An 18,028-nucleotide genomic window follows, 5' to 3' on the forward strand; every position below is an offset into this window, starting at 1 on the left:
CTTGATAAATGAAGATGCTCACTTGAGTGATGTCATGTCCATCTGTTATGGTGATTTTTAACATATTAATGCTTTAATGACAAAACGCTTTAATCATAAACATGGTTAAGAATAAACAACCCACAAAAGAGACAAAATGGAACGTAAAAATAACCCCTCTCCCAGCGAAAATAAAGACTTAGATGCTCAGTCGCAAGCGGTTGCGTCAGGTAACGCTTATGACGTGATTAAAAAACGCTTAACCGAGCAGGGCAAACGGCTTGATGATTTAACCCAAGCTCTAAACGAGCAACGTCTGGCTGAGTTCGGTGGCTCACAAATGCAGGTGATTGCCCGCACTCGCATTCGTACCGAGCATAACTGTGTGGCACGAGACATGGTGCAGGTTGGTGAGTATTTGCTGTTTGGTTATAACGTCTTTATGGGGCTAAAAAAAGAAACCCATGTTTCTGATGTGTTGAGTTTGTATCGCTTGACAACTGATGGCCCCAGCAATGCCAACAATGCCATCAATGGCAATGCCAGCAATGTAGATGATGTTAAATCGGACACAACACAGGCGGACAACCACACATTAGAAGCGGTGGATTTGGCAGGCAGTTTTTTAGACCAAGCCAACTTTGTGCAGGATTTTCATGAATTATATCGCTATTACAAAAATACCCAACTGACGCAATTAATCGTCAAAGATGGCAAACTGCTCATTGCTTTTCAAATAGGTGAGCGCGTCAGCGACATTAGGGTATTTCGTTTTGGCATCAGCAGTGATGGCAGGCAGGTTGACTATATTGATAATCGTGGTGAACGAGACATTGAGCCACCGCCACCACATGATTTTGATTGGATACTGACCACTCGAGAGCAGATGGTCAATGGCAAGCACCCGCATATGAACATCTTAGACACGGTGTTTGTTGAGACGGTGGCAGGTAAGTTGACCATCAAGATTGAGAACAACACCGAGTCGGGGCGGGGTATTTATAGTGAGCCTGTTAATGACCAAACTCAATCACTGACTGATGCTCAAATTTATTATGCCAAGGTGGGAAATCTGATTTTGCTCAAGATTTTGCCATATCGAGAAGAGCAGTTTCGCCATTTGGTATACAACACGCTGACCGAGACAGTACTCAGACTAGATGCCATTGGTCAGTCGTGTGTGCAGTTGCCTGAAGACCATGGCATTGTGTTCCCAGGGGGGTATTACCTTCAAACTGGTGAGCATAAGCTGTTTGGCACAGATGATAAAGCCAAAGGGTTACGCTTTAAACGCAAAATCATCTCCCCCAATGGTGAAGATGTGTTGTATCTGTTTTATGACGTGGTCAGTGGTGTGATGGGGTTGTTTGGCTACAATTTGATAAAAAAACAACTGGCAAACCCCATTTATTGTAATGGTTATGCGTTGGCAGAAGATGGTTTATTGGTGTTGTTTAATGACCAGCCCGAGCCATCACGCATTCATCCGATGCAGATTTGGCAAACCCCCTATGCGTCATCAGACTATGTCAGCCAGTTACCAGAAAGTCGCAGTTTTTATGGCAAAATTGGCAACAAAGAGTTGGTGCGTGGCATCTCAGACTTATATGGCGTTACTCGTCTGATTGGCAATCAAAGCGTTTCGCAAAAACTGTACGAAGAGCTGGTGAACACCACAAGCAAGCTGTTTGATGATTATTATTGGTTGGCAGAACCACAGCTTGATGAATTGGCACAGAGTATCCGCACAATCATGGACACCAGTGAGTTGGTGATTGATGAATTCATCAAAGTTCAAAGCATTCAAAAACAAACGCAACTTGCCTTAGACCAAGCTCAGCAAGCGGTTGATGAACGCATTCGTCAGATTAAAATGACCACCTTTGAGAGCATAGATGACCACATTAAGCAGTTATCTGCCTTGCGACAACAGCAAGGGCGACTGGCTGGCTTAGAGACGTTGCGTTATCTTGACGGCGATAAACTGACCCAACTACAAGCACAAATATCCCAAGCAGAAGAACAGCTTGCCAGACAAACGGTGGCTTTTTTAAGCGGTGATGATGCCAAAGCCAGCTATGAAGCCACATTGGCAGACATCGAACAGCGTTTACAAACCGCTAAGACCAAAGCTGAGCTGATGCCAGTGTTGGACAGCATTAATGACACTGCCAGCGGGCTTGATTTGCTGACGGAATTGCTTGGCACATTGGACATAGCTGATGCCACTTTACGCACGCAAATCATCGATGACATTTCCGCCATTTATGCCCGCCTTAACCAAACCAAAGCCAAACTCAACCATGCCAGCAAACACTTTGGTTCTGCTGAAGCGGTGGCTCAGTTTTCCGCTCAGTTTAAGCTGTTTGGTCAATCGATTACCAATGCGTTATCCACCGCCACCACACCAGAAAAATCCGATGAACAGCTTGCCAGATTGTTGGTACAGTTAGAAGAATTAGAAAGTCAATTCAGCGAGTATGATGAATTTTTAAGTGATATCATCACCAAACGTGAAGAAGTTTTTGATGCCTTTGAAAACCATAAGCAACAGCTGTTAGATGCCCAAAACCGCAAAGCCCAAAACCTAGAAGATGGGGCAAAACGGATGCTAGAGAGCATCAAAAAACGCACCCAAAGTAATGCTGGCACAGGATTTAGCGATGAAGACGCATTAAATACCTACTTTGTTTCTGATGGCTTGGTACAAAAGGTGCGACAAGTCAGCGAACAGCTGAGACAAATGGGCTTTAGTGTCAAGGCCGATGACATTGATGCACACCTAAAAGCCATTCAAACGGACAGTTTTAAAAGCTTAAAAGACAAGGCAGATTTGTTTGAAGATGGCGGACAAATCATCAAATTGGGTAAGCACAGATTTTCTGTCAACACCCAACCGCTGGATTTAACTTTGTTGACACGCACCGCTACCAATGGTGAGCAGGTGATGAATCTGCATCTGACAGGTACGGATTATTATCAACGTGTTGACGATGCCAGACTCAATGCCCTACAGCCTTTTTGGCAGATGACTGTGGCATCTGAATCAACAGACGTGTATCGAGCTGAGTATTTGGCGTACAGCATCATTGACAGTGCCAAAAAAGGGCTGGATAACTTAAGCGAACGCAAGCTATATGATGCCTTACATCAATCACAAACAGCCCATCATCAATCAGCCAGCCAGTCAGCGTATCGTGCTGATGGGGCATTGGCAAAACTGGTCAGAGATTATGCCACCTCTCGCTATCAGATGGGCTATGAAAAAGGCATTCATGATCATGATGCCACCTTGATATTACAGCACATATTACCTGTGTTGCAAGATGCAGATTTGCTGATTTATACCCCCAACGTGCGTACGTTGGCACAGCTGTTTTATCGGCAGTTAATGTTGGCAAGTCATATGACGATACCAAACACAACACCAACCACGTTAACAAACACAACACCAACCACGTTAACAAACACAACACCAACCACGTTAACAAACACAACACCAAACACAATAACAAATCATAAACTTCCAAACCAATCATTTGCTGACTGGCATGGCAGTTGGCTAAGCCAAACGCAGTTGGCACAGACGCACACATGGACAGACCGAGCCATCACCGCCCGTCAGCTACAGCAAATCTTGGGCAGTGATACAGCCAAGTCATTGTTGGTGGCAGAGATGATGCCATTGATGGCACAGTTTGTTGCCAGCTGTCATGGTCATGATAAGTACATCTCAGTCAATACACACACGGTCTTTAACCAACAGCTGGTGCAACCAGCGTGTCAATATTTGGTGGAGCAGATGGGTCAGGTTGACCGAGTGGAACAACCCATCATTTGGCAAACCAGTGGTCAAGCTCAGCAGTTATATCAGCACTTACTAGAACAGTTACAACGTTCAGTTGATGGAAGTTTGGCTCAGCTTTATACCGCCACCGCCAAGCTCATCACCACCCCAAAATCAGCATATGACCTGTTAGCAACATGGTTTGAAGCCCTAATAAGGCAAAAAGCACACCAAAATACGCCACATGACACCAGCCATGACTTAACAACAGACAAACCAACTGACGACAAACAGACAAATCATGATGAACATCAGCACACGCATTATTTGCCAGAAGCGGTTGCCATATTTTTAACCCAGCTTAGCCCAGAGCAACGACAAACGTTACAAACATCACCAGCATCACCAACGCCCCAAGCATCACAAGCATTTAACCAACAAACATCATTTAACCCACACCCATCAGCAACCCAACAAGCCATCTTAGATGACATGGCTCAATTGCCAGATTTTAAGCGGTCGGTCAGTGGGTTGGATTTGCAGGTAACGGTAACAGGCATGTTGGGTAACCATCGTCGCATCAATGCTCATGGCGCTCATGACAAAGGACAACAGCTGTCATTGGTGGTCGATGCGTTTATGAATCGTTTGTATCAGCATCAGCATCACATTATCCCTGCTTATCAAGAGTACCTACAATTACGCACGAAAATTTTGCATGACAGCAGGGCAGTCTTACGACTGGACGAGTTTCAACCCAGACCGCTGTCATCGTTTGTGCGTAACCAACTGATTAACCAAAGCTATCTGCCATTGATTGGGGACAACCTTGCCAAACAGATGGGGACGGTGGGTGATGATAAACGTACTGATTTGATGGGGCTGTTGATGATGATATCCCCTCCGGGGTATGGCAAGACCACGTTGATGGAATATGTCGCCAACCGTTTGGGCTTAATTTTTATGAAAATCAACTGCCCATCGATTGGGCATGATGTGACCTCACTTGACCCTGCTCAAGCCCCCAATGCCACAGCCCGTGAAGAGCTCAATAAAATCAATCTGGCGTTTGAGATGGGCAATAACGTCATGTTGTATCTGGACGATATCCAACACACCCATGCTGAGTTTTTACAAAAATTCATCTCACTTTGTGATGGCACTCGTCGCATTGATGGCGTGTGGCAAGGTAAAACCAAAACCTATGACATGCGTGGCAAAAAGTTTTGTGTGGTCATGGCAGGCAACCCGTATACCGAAAGCGGTGATTTGTTTAAAGTGCCTGACATGCTTGCCAACCGTGCTGATATTTATAACCTTGGTGATATTTTGGGTGGCATGCAAGACGCATTTGCCTTAAGTTATTTAGAAAACGCCTTAACCAGTCACCCCGTGCTGTCTGTGTTGGTCAATCGAAACATGAATGACGTGTATCATCTGATTGACAGGGCGTATGGCAAACCCCCAACACAAGAATTGTCATATCCATATGCTGGCAGTGAAATCGCTGAGATGGTCGCCATATTACGCCATATGATACGCATTCAATCGGTGATATTAAAGGTGAATCAAACATACATCGCATCAGCATCGCAAGAAGACAAATACCGCACCGAACCTGCCTTTAAACTACAAGGCAGTTATCGCAACATGAATAAAATGACCGAAAAACTCTCAGCAGTGATGAATGATGCTGAGATTGAACAGCTGATTGATGACCATTATCTTGGTGAATCGCAACTGTTGACCCAAGGGGCAGAAAGCAACCTACTTAAACTCAATGAATTGCGTGGACGGCTAAGCAAACCGCAACAACAGCGTTGGCAACAAATCAAAGCCGACTTTTTACGCAACAAAGCCTTAGGCGGTGATGACAGCGACACAGGCAACAAAATTGTGTTGCAGTTGATGGACTTGGTGTCAGGATTTGCCCAAATCAATGACAGTTTGCATCAAACAGGTGAGCGATTGCTACAGAACCAACAAGCCACTCAAAAAGCACAGCAAAAAAACCAGCAAATCAGACACAGCCAGCAAGACCAGCTATCTGAGCAACTGTCCCAACAACTGTCGCACAGCATCATGACAGGGTTTGAACAAGTGAGCAGCCAGCTGAGCGATGCACGGCAAGCCATCACTCATTGGCAACAGCAGCATATGACTGACACATCACAAAGCACCACGTTGCCACAAAGCACCACATTGCCACAAAGCACATTACAAACACCCCAAGGCGAGATGTTGCTACAAAAAACCTTAGAAGCGTTGCAAGGCTTGCTGTTAAGATTGGATGAAAAATTACGCCTAGATGCCAGTACCGATAACAGTGGTAAACAAATCGCCATGAATTTGGCACGGCTGAATCAAATCATTAATGACTTAGAGTAATTTAAGTAATTTCTATGCAATTTGGAGATAATTATGGTAAAAAAAGCGATGACGATTGAGAAAGGTATTGTTATTGAAGTAGCAACAGAACATTTGTTTTTAATAAAATCTAAATTAAGAAAACTTAAATACTCAAAAGAGTATATTGATTCCAATATTTTAAATGGTATAAGAGATTTAAATATTGAAATTATTGATACAATCAATTCTCTTTCATCAAAAACAGTCAATGAAATTTATGAAACAAAAAGTGAATTTGATAATAAATATGGTTATTTTCAAAAATTATTAAGTGTATAGTATGAATGAAAAATAAATAAGAGAAGCCAAAAATCAGTATTCTGTATCATATAAAGAAATTAAGTTGATTGCAGATGAAATTATTGATGACGGCAAGTTTTCAAAATTATCTGCAAGTAATAATCCTACTGCAATTATATTGGGCGGTTAGTCAGGTTTAGGAAAGGCTCTATTGTTTCTTTTATTCAAGATGAATTTAACTCAGTCTAACTCTATGACGATTTTACGTTTCTTTTGTAACTTACGTTGTAAGGTACGGCGGTGCATTTTTAGTACTCGAGCAGCTTCACTGATATTACCCTGACACTCATCTAATACTTGATGAATATATTCCCATTCATGATGTTCTAAAGAGAGCCGTTCGTCTATCGGTGCTGATAAATCAGTATCGGGTGAAACATCAAGGGCTTTTATTATCTCATCGATGCCACAAGGTTTCGATAAGTAGTGATGAGCGCCCAGTTTGACAGCGGCGACAGCGGTGGCAATGCTGGCATAACCTGTCAGCATCAAAATTTTGGCTTGTGGTGCGACCGTGAGAAGTGGGTTGATTAAATTAATGCCACTTTCTTGTCCAATGTTTAGGTCTAAGATGATGTAGTCAGGTGTTAATTGATGAACAGATACCATGGCGGTTCGTGTGTCATTGGCGGTCATGACGCTATGATTTAGCGTGATTAAAGATTTTTTTAAAATACGACAAAACACCAAATCATCATCAATCACCAGCCAATGTTTAGACTGCTTAGATTGAGCATTTTTAACTTGAGCATTTTTAAATTGAGATGGTTGATGCTGATTCATAAAATATTCTCATTAATCTGCTTATTAATCGATGTTTTTAAACCTAAAATGGCTTTGTTGGTGCATTAAATTTTAATTGTTCATTGGGTGATGAATTATCAACAGGTGTTATTTAATATTGAGGCAAGATTCACTGTAAGCAAGCTTGATGATGACTTGAGTGCCTGTTGTGTTTTTGGGTGTTGTTGTGTTTTTAGGTGTTGTTGTGTGCTGGATACTGATATCGCCATCGACATAATTTAATATGATTTTAGCCAGCATTAATCCCATGCCCCAACCATTATCAGACTTGATTGGTTGTTGTTCTTTGATTTTAGCAATTTTGTGAAGCTCTATTCCATTGCCATTATCACTTATCTGAATGATGACAGATTGGGCATATTCTATGCGTACCTTAATATCAGTTGCTTCTGCTTGAACGGCATTATTTAGGACATTAACAATGATGGAATAAAGCTGTTCAGCGTTGATATGCACATGAACTGGTGTGGTGAATGGGGGAAGCGTTATGTTGATGTGGGGATTTAAAAATCGCCAGTCTGCGATGAGTTTTGGTAACAATTTATCCAGTTGTGTGGTCATTGTGTTTGATGATAAAGACCAGTTTTGTTCAGTTTCTTGATGTTGAATGTGGGTCTTTAAGCGGTTTAATGATTGATGACACAGATTGATTTGTGATTTTAATAAATCAATGTCTTCTAATAATTCATCATCGTCATCTAACTCAGTTAGCTGATTGGCGATGTGTTGGGTCAATAATTGCATGGAGGTGATGGGTGTGCTCATTTCGTGAGCAATATTGGCAGCAAGACTGCTGACGGCTAACACACGGCGTTGTTGATGAATGGCTTGTTGGGCTTGCTGCAATGCTCGGTAATTGCGACCCATTGCTGTTTTAAAATAAACGGTTAACGCTGTCAACATCATTAAAGCAAACACAAATACCCCAAACATACCAAGTAAATGCAACTTTTCTGAGCTTTGGTGGTCATGAGGCATCATCAAAGGCTGATAAAAATGCCATAACATCATGTATGCCATGATAGACAGTAATGCAATGCCGATAATATGGCGAGTGCTTTGCACAAGTGAGGTTACTGCCACAATGGTTAGAAATAAGGTAATCAGTGGGTTGCTTGCGCCACCTGAATGATAAAGATAAAGTGACCACGCCATTAAGTCCAAGGCAAAAATCATAAACTGCTTGTTATGGCTCATCGGTTGGCACAAAAAATAAGCAAAGATAACAACCAGAGCATAAAGCCCACTCACCATTAATAACGTATTGACCTGTGTGCTTGTTATTCCCCATTGAGCGGCAAAAAGTGAGGAAATCAGCATGATGATAACCCATGTGCCACGAGCTATCCATGGGGCTTTAGATACAAAGTTTAAGTGGGTCATCATAAATACGATTGTTGCCTATTGATACGGTGTTATGTTGATACGGTGTTGGATTGTTAGATTACTTGATGCCATGATTTGATTGCCATTCATCATTTGATTTCAATGTGTCTATTCTGTGTCTATTCTGTGTCTTTTTTTCTGGTCTTTTTTGGGTTTGTTTAAAAGAGTGGATTTTAACTGCGACAATTTGTCGCAGTCAAAACATGTATTTTAAATATATAATAAATCACAGATAAATCACAAGCTAGGCAATGTGAATGTCGCTTTTTAATAAACACGATGCAATCAATCAACACAATGAAAGCAAGGCAGGGTTGTGATGTCAAACATGCCATTATTAAAACTAATCGTTGAGTATGCGATTTTAGGCTTATTATTGGCAATGAGCATGCTTGCCATGGCGGTGGCAATTGAGCGTTGGCGGTTTTATCGTCATCTTGTGGTTAGGCAATATCATAGTCGAGCCAAACTACAAAAACATCTGACCAAACGTTTGACCATCATCAGTTCTATTGCCAGCAATGCCCCATATATTGGGCTACTTGGTACGGTTTTTGGCATCATGCTGACTTTTCAGACACTGGGTGAAAGCGGTGATATTGATGTTAAATCCATCATGACAGGGCTTGCTTTTGCGCTTAAAGCCACTGCCATGGGCATTGCCGTTGCCATTCCATGTGTGTTTATCAATAACTTTTTAGCACGTCAAGTGCGAGAAAAGTTGGCAGATTTTGATGAATTAAATGGTCAATAATGACAAGTAATCAATAATGAAATGGTCAATATCCATGGCACATTCAGATTTTGACGACTTAACCCAAGAATTTGGTGATATCAATGTCATACCTTTGGTTGATGTGATGCTGGTTTTGCTGACCATCATTTTAACCACAGCAACTTTTGTGGTGAATGGTAAAATTCCTGTCGATTTGGCAAAATCGACAACCGCATCAAATGCCATGCCCACCACTTCTTATGTGTTGACAATCACACAAGATGACCAACTTTATCTTAACGACCAACCCATCAAAAATTTAAACCACGCCTTAAAAACTTTGGATAAAAATCAAGCGTTGACCATACGAGCAGATGGTAACATCGCTTTGGCTCGTTTTGTCAGCTTATCTGATGACGTTAAAGAACTTGGATTTAGCCAAGTTAGCCTTGAGGTCAAGCGATGACAAAGTTGGTTTATTCAGACTGGTTAATATCACTTGCCTTACATGGCAGTTTGGTTGCTGGCGTGGCATTACTCAATCAGCCATCACCACCTTTGGCTACCCGCCCAATTACCGAACCAATTCGCTGGGTTGATGTGCAAACCATGACATCTGAGCCTAGTGCATCAGTGCATCAAAAATCAGTGCATCAAAAAGAAATTGACACAACAGACCATTTGCAAAAGCCCAAAGCCCAAAAACAGCCCCTTAAAGCGGTCTATCAAACGTCTGACATGGACACATTGGCAAAACCAATGGCTCAAAAAACACAAAAGCCTAAAAAAAACACAGCGACAAATCAAGTAAAAAATCAAACGAAAAATCAAATGACAAACCAAGAGACAAGCACAAAACAGGCAATGATGACAACGCCCAACGCTTCAATCAGTTCCCCAATCAAAACAGCAACAGCCACAGTAGATAAGCAATCCATGGATATGTCAAAAAACTCAGTTGATGAGATAAATATTGACACTGATACAGCCAACGTGGTTACCAACGCCCAAGAAATTGAGCAACCAAAAAAAGATGAGAATAAAACAGAGTTACAATCCAAAACCGATAAAACAACAACCGATAAAACAACAACCGATGAAACAAAAGATACTCAATCAGTAAAAAACCCAAAAACTGACCATGTGAATCAATGGAAAACCCGATTTATCGCAAACGTTAATCGTAATAAACGCTACCCCAGTCATGCTCGTAAGGCAGGTATCCAAGGCAGTGCGTTACTCAGTGTTCATGTCATGGCAAATGGTAACATTCATTGTTGTGATGTCAAGCAAAGCACAGGCTCAAGTCAGCTTGATAAAGCCGCATTGCAAGCGGCTCAAAAAGCAGCCAACCAAAGCCGTGAACCACCACAAATAAACCATGCTTTTGGGTTTGATTTTTATGTGGATTATATTTTGAGTGATTAGGACAAGTGTTTCATTTCATTTTTAAAGGATAGTAACGTTACAATCCGTTACAATCCGTTATGATGAATGCAGGTATGTCTGAATTGGTCAATTTTTTATCAGTGTTAACAAGGAGAGATTTATGTCAAAACATACGTATCAACATCATTCCCGCATGGGTTTAAGTGTGCTTACGTTGGCCATATTACAAGCATCAGTTGCTCATGCACATGAAGCAAGCACATCACATGTTGCGATTGATGATCAAAATATCACCCATGTTGTGGTCAATGCCAGCTTGCAAAATGACCCAACCACCCCTTCGATTGCCAACGATGCAGATTTAGGGGCAAAAAATCTTGAGTTGCAACAAAGTAAGACCAGTGACACTGCCACTGCCTTGACGGCTCTGACAGGTATGAATGTGCAATCAGCAGGAAGAGTATCGGCATTGCCTGTTTTTCAAGGATTGGCAGATAACCGTTTGCGTATCATGGTAGATGGTGTGGATAGCATTGCTTCATGCCCCAATCACATGAACTCACCCTTATCTTATGTTGCACCAACAGCGATAAAAACAGCCAAAGTGTACACTGGGGTAACGCCTGTGAGTGTGTCAGGTAATAGTATCGGCTCAACCATTGTGATTGAGACCGCACAACCAACATTTGCCAAACCCAAATCAGGGGTAAAAGCAACACCACACCCAACCAATGACGCTGATGCCAGACCGTCGACTGATACATTATCAACATCATTGCAAGCAAAGCTGGCAGAACCACAGCCATCACAAGCCCAGCCATCACAAGTAAAGTCATTGCAGTTGGGCAACACCAAACTTGAAACATCAGGTGAGATTGGCGGATTTTATCGCAGTAATGGCAATCAACGTGGTGCTAATGTCAGCATCACCACAGCAACTGAAGATGTTAGCCTTAACTATAAAGCAGACTATGCCAAAGGTAATAACTATAAAGCGGGTGGAGATTTTAAAACTTATGTTGAGTCTGGCAATGTAGGACAACATATTGCCAAAGATGTGGTTGCATCTACTGGTTTTGAAACCAAAAATCAATCGCTTGATGTTGCGTATCTGACTGGTAATCACTTATGGCAGTTTGGGTATAATTGGCAACATGTTCCAAAACAGCTTTACCCCAATCAACGCATGGACATGCTAAATAACCGTCTTGACCGTTATAACTTACGCTATTTAGGCGATTTAGACTGGGGAACGCTTGAAGCTCAAGCCTACCGTGAAAATGTTGACCACTTTATGGATTTTGGGGGCGATAAACGCTACTGGTATGGTCCAGCATCAATGGCAGATGATAAAGGCTATAATGGCAAATTATGTGGTCCTGCCATGACACCAGCATGTGCCAGTGGCATGCCAATGCACACTCAAAGCACCACCACAGGCATCAATCTGAAAGCTTCACATACATTTGATGACAAGACCAACATACGAGGTGGGCTAGAATACCAAAATTATCAATTAAATGACTGGTGGTCGGCATCGGGTGGTCTGATGCGTCCCAATGATTTTCAAAATATTAACAACGGTAAACGTCAACGTACCAGTTTATATGGTGAATGGGAAAAAGTATTCAGCCCAACATGGACCAGCCTGCTTGGATTAAGATATGAAAATATCAAGACCCAAACAGATCCGATACACGGCTATAACAGTGCAACCGCACCAACCGTGATGTCAGGGCCAGATAGCCTGAACCAAACTCGTGATGCCGTTAAGTTTAATAACAGCAAACTGACAAAAACGGACAATAACTGGAACGCCAGCATCATTAACCGTTGGCAACTCAGTGACACAGGTAACATAGAAGTTGGATTGAGCCATCAGCAACGTAGTCCAAGTTTGTATGAACGATACACTTGGTCAACTTTTGGCATGATGGCAGGCATGAACAACACGGTAGGCGATGGTAATGGTTATTTTGGTGATCCTGACCTAAAACCTGAATCTGCCAATAAGCTTGCAGTTACCTTAGACTGGAAAGACAGCAATGACAAATGGCAGATGACATTAACGCCATATTATAGCCAGATTAATGATTATATTGATGCCGTGCAATGGGACGCTAACAATAATCTGCCCAAAGCAGTCAATGAAACAGGCAAATATAATATCATGCGTTATGCCAATCAAAAAGCTCGTATCTATGGATTAGATGCCAGTGCAAATGTTCAGTTGGCAGATAATCAAGCAGGGGTGTTTGCGGTTACCACATCACTTAATTATACCGATGGCAAAAACACACAAACGAACAGCCCTTTATACAACATCATGCCACTTAATGCCAAGCTGGCTCTCACTCATCAACAAAAGGGTTGGAATAATAAGCTTGAGATTGTTGGTGTTACGGCAAAAGATAAAGTTTCTGCCCCCCGTAATGAACTAAAAACAGCAGGTTATGGCTTGCTAAACTTAAGCACAGCTTATGACTGGAAAAATATGACAGTTACTGTTGGTGTTGACAATGTTTTGGATAAAAAATATGCCTTACCCTTGGGTGGTGCATATATGGGACAAGGTCGTACCATGTCGATGAATCAAGAATTGGGTAATGGAACGAACAACTGGGGAACACCCATTTATGGGGCTGGACGTTCTTATTTTGCCAGCTTAAATTATAAATTCTAAACCGCTGTTTTTATCAGTTGATTAACGAATGAATGAGAAACGAATAAACACCCAGCGTCATGCTGGGTGTTTATTTTTTGGCAAAAATGGGCATGCCTGCCATGTCCAGTGCCAAATGTAAAATAATCTCCCATGCAGGTTGCTTGATAACGCCCTTAATGGCTTGGTCACAGTGGTATAACTGAGTAGACCAGCTGTTGATATTGGCAGGCGTATGACGTTGTTGTGCTGAGATGTACAACGGCTGTTTACTTTGCCAGATGCCTAATGATGGCATCGATTGTCCGCTAACAAGCTGTTGTAACAGTCGCACATCTTTTGCCAACACCCACAGTACCAGACTTTCTGGCTCTTTGGCGTATTTTAAAGCATGAACGATTTTTACCACTTGCTGAGCGTTGCCTAGCAATATCGCTTGGGACAAATCATAGACGCTAAATTGACTGTGGCTGACCAACCCTGCTTGTAACTGCTCGTCATTAATCGGCTTATTAAGTTCGTCAGCTTGCCATAAAAAAGACAATCGCCACAAGGTTTGATAAGCATCAAGCAAGTTGTTTTGAGTTTGCTCAAGCAGTCTGCTCCAAGATTGAGGTGATAGCTGTATGCCAAAATGATGGGCTTGCTGTGCTAAAATTTGTTGTCGTTGCCGTTCGTCATGGATACGACAGTCGACGATTTGACCATGTTGTTTAAATGGGGCGACCCATTTACCAGCCAAGCCACGTTTGTCTAATTTGTCAGTTAACCAAAGTAAAGTAGGTGATGGGGAGCTTTGTGCGGTTGCTATTGATGCTGACATCGATGCTGAAGCCGATGCCATGTCAGTCAGCTGGGTGATGGCATCTTTATCAGGTTTGTGATTGCCTAAGACGATGACTGCATTGGCAGAGTCAAACAATGATAAGCTGTTCAGCTCGCTGATGACATCGTACCAAGTCTTGGCAGAAATCAGCTCAATGCGTTGATGGCTAAGCCCAAGCTGTTGCCATTGTGCCAACAGAGCATCAGCAAACCATTGCTGAAGTAATGGCTCATCGCCGTGTGCCAACCAAAAACCAAGTGGACTTAGGGTTGTGTTAGCAGAATTGATGGCATCAAATGCACTTAAAAAAGGCTGATTCATGAGCAATTACCGTTTGGGACACACTGCTTGTATCAGGGCTACTTTAAGGTTGATAAAGCAATGTATTGGTCAGCGATGCGTTGAGCCATGGCATGATATAACTCAATTTCGGTTTGGGTACGTTGCAAGTCTTCTACGCTGACTGAAGTTTGGTTGTATTGATAGCTACGCTCAACCATCAATGTTCGGTGATGGGTGAATGTGCCATCATGCGTGGTTGGTGTGTCATGAACATTGTGTACATGATTGTGTATATGATAACGTATTTTGGCAGTCATGGTCAGACGCACTTCGGTAAGCAGTCCGGCCAGCTGATATTTTTGAATGCTCACATCGTCAATGCTGATTCGGTTAGCGGCCTCCACCCCTAAGCTGGCTAACGTGGCTTGCTCCTGTTGGTCGTTTGTGTCGGCAATATGAGCATCAGCATCATAACGAGTCAGTTGTTTTAGCAAACTTAAACGCAGGGCATAAGCAGACTTAGATGTCTGAGCGTCAATCAGCACAGGTAATTGTGTGCTGATATTTGACATATGGGTGTTTGCTGACGCATGGGGCTGTTGACCTTGCAGATGAAAGCCACAAGCAGACAAGGCTTGGCATAATCCAAAGACGGTGAATAACCGAATAACACCAAAATAAGTCATTCGAACCATAATCCAATCCTAAAATTAAGCTGGCACAACCACAATGTTGATTAATTTATTAGGCACAATAATTTCTTTTTTAATATCACCAATTAAGAATTTTGCCACGCTGTCCGTTTGTTTGGCTTGGGCTTTGATTTGCTCTGGGTCGCTATTTGGGGCGATTTGCATTTTGCCACGCACTTTGCCATTGACTTGTATCACCATGGTGATGCTGTCTTGTACTAAGGCGGTTTCATCGATGTTTGGGAACTTTAATGTTAACGTATCATGCCCAAGCTCCGTCAATAATGCTTCTGCCATGTGTGGGGCATAAGGGGACAATAAAATCAATAAATTAACCAAGGCTTCATTGGCAACGGCTAAGTCTTGTTTGTGATGTGGGTTGAAATGACTCAGCTCATTTGCCAATTCCATCAGCGATGACACAGGTGTGTTAAGTGCCAACCGTTTACCCAAATCATCATCTAATTTGTTGATGGTTTCGTGAGTTTTACGGCGTAAGTCTTTGGCAGATTTGCTTAAGCTGTCGGCTTGATAAGTGGTGTTGGCGTACAGATTGACAGAATTGAGTTGATGCTCTGCCAGTGAATAGGACAATTCCATGCCATAACGCCACACTTTTTTAAGGAAGTTATAAGGTCCTTTTAGGGCATCATCTGACCACTCTAAGGTCTGGTCAGCAGGGGCGGTAAACAGGGTATATAGGCGTACGGTATCTGCCCCATATGTGTCAATGGTTTGTTGTGGGTCAACACCATTGTTTTTTGATTTGGACATTTTTTCGATTTTACCGATGATGACGGGTTGTCCATCGGCTTTTAATATGGCATCGATGGGTTGACCACGTTCATTAAACCTAACATCGACTTCATGGGGATAATAATATGATGTGCTGCCGTCATCATTGTGTCGCAGATAAGTACCTGCTAATACCATGCCTTGTGTCAATAAATTGGCAAATGGCTCATCACCACTGACCAAACCTTCATCTCGCATCAGTTTATGAAAGAAACGAGCATATAATAAGTGCATGACCGCATGTTCAACCCCACCAACATATTGGTCAACAGGCAACCATTTATCTGCCCCTGTTTTGTCAATCATGCCTTGTTCGAAGTGGGGCGATGCAAAACGGGCATAATACCAGCTGGATTCCATGAATGTGTCAAAAGTATCAGTCTCACGAGTGGCATCGCTGTCGCATTTGGGGCAGGTGGTGTGTAAAAATGCTTGATGATGGTTTAGCGGATTGCCCTTACCATCTGGAATGACATCGGTCGGTAACACAACGGGCAAATCCGCTTCATCGACAGGCACAGTACCACAATGCTCACAGTTGATGGTGGGAATGGGGCAACCCCAATAACGCTGTCTGGACACGCCCCAATCACGCAAACGGTAATTAATGGTGGTGTGTGCCAAACCTTGCGATTCTATTGTTGCCAAAATGGCACGAACCATGCCATCAAAATCTAAGCCATCAAAATTCATCTCACCAGAACTGTCTGAGTTCATGCTGATGCCACGTTCAGCGTACCAATCTTGCCATTGACTGTTGTCGAACGCTTGTTCATCGTCAGTCAATTCACGGTCTGGTTTTATCACCTGTTTGATGGGCAGGGCATATTTATTGGCAAATTCAAAATCTCGCTCATCGTGAGCAGGCACTGCCATGACCGCACCAGAACCATAGCTCATCAACACATAGTTAGCAACCCAGACAGGCACGTCTTTACCAGTGATGGGGTGGGTAACGCTAAGTCCTGTATCCATGCCTTTTTTTTCGGCTTTGGCAAGGTCTTTTTCTGCCACTGAGCCTTGTTTGCATTCTTGGATAAATTGAGCAATCTTGCTGTTATTTTCAGCGGCGTGTTGAGCCAATGGGTGTTCAGCCGCCACTGCCACATAAGTCACTCCCATGAGTGTGTCTGGGCGTGTGGTGAACACATCTAGGGTATGGGGTTTGTCGTTTAGCGTATAGGGAAAATGGACTTCCATGCCTTGGGATCGACCAATCCAGTTGCGTTGCATGGTCAACACTTCTTTAGGCCAATGCCCCTCTAGCTGGTCTAAGTCATCTAGCAGTTCATCAGCATAGTCAGTGATTTTAAAGTAATACATGGGAATGTCTCGTTTTTCAACCAACGCCCCACTTCGCCAGCCACGTCCATCGACCACTTGTTCATTGGCAAGCACGGTATTATCGACAGGATCCCAGTTGACGGTTGCCAGTTTTTTATAGACCAATCCCTTTTTAAACAACTGAATAAACAGCCATTGTTCCCAGCGATAATAGTCGGCATCACAGGTGGCAAACTCACGTGACCAATCAATCGATAGCCCCAATGATTTTAGTTGTTCACGCATGTTGGCAATGTTTTTATACGTCCAGTCAGCAGGGGCAATGTGATGGGCGATGGCGGCGTTTTCAGCAGGCAAGCCAAAAGCGTCCCAACCCATGGGTTGCATGACTTCATGGCCTTTTAGGCGATAATAGCGTGACAGCACATCGCTGATGGTATAATTACGCACATGCCCCATGTGCAATTTGCCACTGGGATAGGGAAACATTGACAACATATAACGTTTGGGCTTGTCATTTGTTTGGTTGCTGACTTCATAGCGACGTTCGTTTTGCCAAAGTTGTTGTTGGGCAGGCTCAATGATGGCAGGCTGATATGTCAGCTTATCATTGTTGACATCATTGCTGGTATTGTTTGATGGGTTTTGTGCATCAATGGAGATTTTAGCGGTCATGGTACATGTTCTGTCGGTTGTGTGGTCAATAAGATGATGTGAT

General features: G+C 42.8%; 11 protein-coding genes. 6 read left to right on the forward strand and 5 right to left on the reverse strand.

Annotated elements, in window-relative coordinates:
* Positions 1-136: 136 nt before the first annotated feature.
* Positions 137-6,154: a DNA repair ATPase gene (locus B0682_RS00670; protein ID WP_078306178.1), complete on the forward strand. Its 6,018-nt coding sequence runs from the start codon at positions 137-139 to the stop codon at positions 6,152-6,154.
* A 33-nt stretch (positions 6,155-6,187) separates the two neighbouring features.
* Entirely contained in the window at positions 6,188-6,454 is a 267-nt protein-coding gene (locus B0682_RS00675; RefSeq protein WP_078306179.1) for a hypothetical protein, read from the forward strand.
* A gap of 201 nt (positions 6,455-6,655) precedes the next feature.
* On the opposite strand, the gene B0682_RS00680 is transcribed toward B0682_RS00675, so the two are convergent.
* The gene (locus tag B0682_RS00680; RefSeq protein ID WP_078306180.1) at positions 6,656-7,258 is read right to left on the reverse strand and encodes a response regulator transcription factor; all 603 of its coding nucleotides are present in this window, start codon (positions 7,256-7,258) and stop codon (positions 6,656-6,658) included.
* Positions 7,259-7,366: 108 nt separating this feature from the next.
* A complete protein-coding gene (locus B0682_RS00685; protein WP_078306181.1) occupies positions 7,367-8,665 on the reverse strand; it encodes a sensor histidine kinase in 1,299 nt (432 codons plus the stop codon).
* Positions 8,666-8,993: 328 nt separating this feature from the next.
* On the opposite strand from B0682_RS00685, the gene exbB reads away from it, so the two are divergent.
* The 4 genes from exbB to B0682_RS00705 all read left to right on the forward strand — a co-directional run bounded on the left by exbB (position 8,994) and on the right by B0682_RS00705 (position 13,452).
* Positions 8,994-9,419: a TonB-system energizer ExbB gene (gene exbB / locus B0682_RS00690; RefSeq protein ID WP_078306302.1), complete on the forward strand. Its 426-nt coding sequence runs from the start codon at positions 8,994-8,996 to the stop codon at positions 9,417-9,419.
* Between the two features lie 34 nt (positions 9,420-9,453).
* Entirely contained in the window at positions 9,454-9,846 is a 393-nt protein-coding gene (locus tag B0682_RS00695; RefSeq protein ID WP_158077835.1) for an ExbD/TolR family protein, read from the forward strand.
* Entirely contained in the window at positions 9,843-10,808 is a 966-nt protein-coding gene (locus B0682_RS00700; protein WP_078306183.1) for a TonB family protein, read from the forward strand. Before B0682_RS00695 ends, B0682_RS00700 begins: the two co-directional genes overlap by 4 nt.
* A 121-nt stretch (positions 10,809-10,929) precedes the next feature.
* On the forward strand, positions 10,930-13,452 hold the full coding sequence (locus B0682_RS00705) for a TonB-dependent receptor (protein ID WP_078306184.1): 2,523 nt from the start codon (positions 10,930-10,932) through the stop codon (positions 13,450-13,452).
* Between the two features lie 70 nt (positions 13,453-13,522).
* Here B0682_RS00705 and holA read toward each other — a convergent pair whose 3' ends face one another.
* The 3 genes from holA to leuS are packed head-to-tail and all read right to left on the reverse strand — an operon-like array spanning position 13,523 to position 17,985.
* Positions 13,523-14,578, reverse strand: a complete 1,056-nt coding sequence (gene holA, locus B0682_RS00710) for a DNA polymerase III subunit delta (RefSeq protein WP_078306185.1) — start codon at positions 14,576-14,578, stop codon at positions 13,523-13,525.
* 38 nt (positions 14,579-14,616) lie between these two features.
* The gene (locus B0682_RS00715) at positions 14,617-15,234 is read right to left on the reverse strand and encodes an LPS-assembly lipoprotein LptE (RefSeq protein WP_078306186.1); all 618 of its coding nucleotides are present in this window, start codon (positions 15,232-15,234) and stop codon (positions 14,617-14,619) included.
* Between the two features lie 15 nt (positions 15,235-15,249).
* Positions 15,250-17,985 carry a leucine--tRNA ligase gene (gene leuS / locus B0682_RS00720; protein ID WP_078306187.1) on the reverse strand — a complete coding sequence of 912 codons (2,736 nt, stop codon included), beginning with the start codon at positions 17,983-17,985 and terminating at the stop codon, positions 15,250-15,252.
* Positions 17,986-18,028 lie beyond the last annotated feature (43 nt).

It is taken from the genome of Lwoffella lincolnii, assembly GCF_002014765.1.
Classification (GTDB): domain Bacteria; phylum Pseudomonadota; class Gammaproteobacteria; order Pseudomonadales; family Moraxellaceae; genus Psychrobacter; species Psychrobacter lincolnii.

Bases quoted from the DNA above. Each gene is read 5' to 3' on its own strand.
- B0682_RS00715 (WP_078306186.1), bottom strand. From the start codon at position 15,234: ATGGTTCGAATGACTTATTTTGGTGTTATTCGGTTATTCACCGTCTTT.
- B0682_RS00680 (WP_078306180.1), bottom strand. From the start codon at position 7,258: ATGAATCAGCATCAACCATCTCAATTTAAAAATGCTCAAGTTAAAAAT.
- B0682_RS00700 (WP_078306183.1), top strand. From the start codon at position 9,843: ATGACAAAGTTGGTTTATTCAGACTGGTTAATATCACTTGCCTTACAT.
- B0682_RS00705 (WP_078306184.1), top strand. From the start codon at position 10,930: ATGTCAAAACATACGTATCAACATCATTCCCGCATGGGTTTAAGTGTG.
- B0682_RS00695 (WP_158077835.1), top strand. From the start codon at position 9,454: ATGGCACATTCAGATTTTGACGACTTAACCCAAGAATTTGGTGATATC.
- B0682_RS00675 (WP_078306179.1), top strand. From the start codon at position 6,188: ATGGTAAAAAAAGCGATGACGATTGAGAAAGGTATTGTTATTGAAGTA.
- B0682_RS00685 (WP_078306181.1), bottom strand. From the start codon at position 8,665: ATGATGACCCACTTAAACTTTGTATCTAAAGCCCCATGGATAGCTCGT.
- holA (WP_078306185.1), bottom strand. From the start codon at position 14,578: ATGAATCAGCCTTTTTTAAGTGCATTTGATGCCATCAATTCTGCTAAC.
- leuS (WP_078306187.1), bottom strand. From the start codon at position 17,985: ATGACCGCTAAAATCTCCATTGATGCACAAAACCCATCAAACAATACC.
- exbB (WP_078306302.1), top strand. From the start codon at position 8,994: ATGCCATTATTAAAACTAATCGTTGAGTATGCGATTTTAGGCTTATTA.
- B0682_RS00670 (WP_078306178.1), top strand. From the start codon at position 137: ATGGAACGTAAAAATAACCCCTCTCCCAGCGAAAATAAAGACTTAGAT.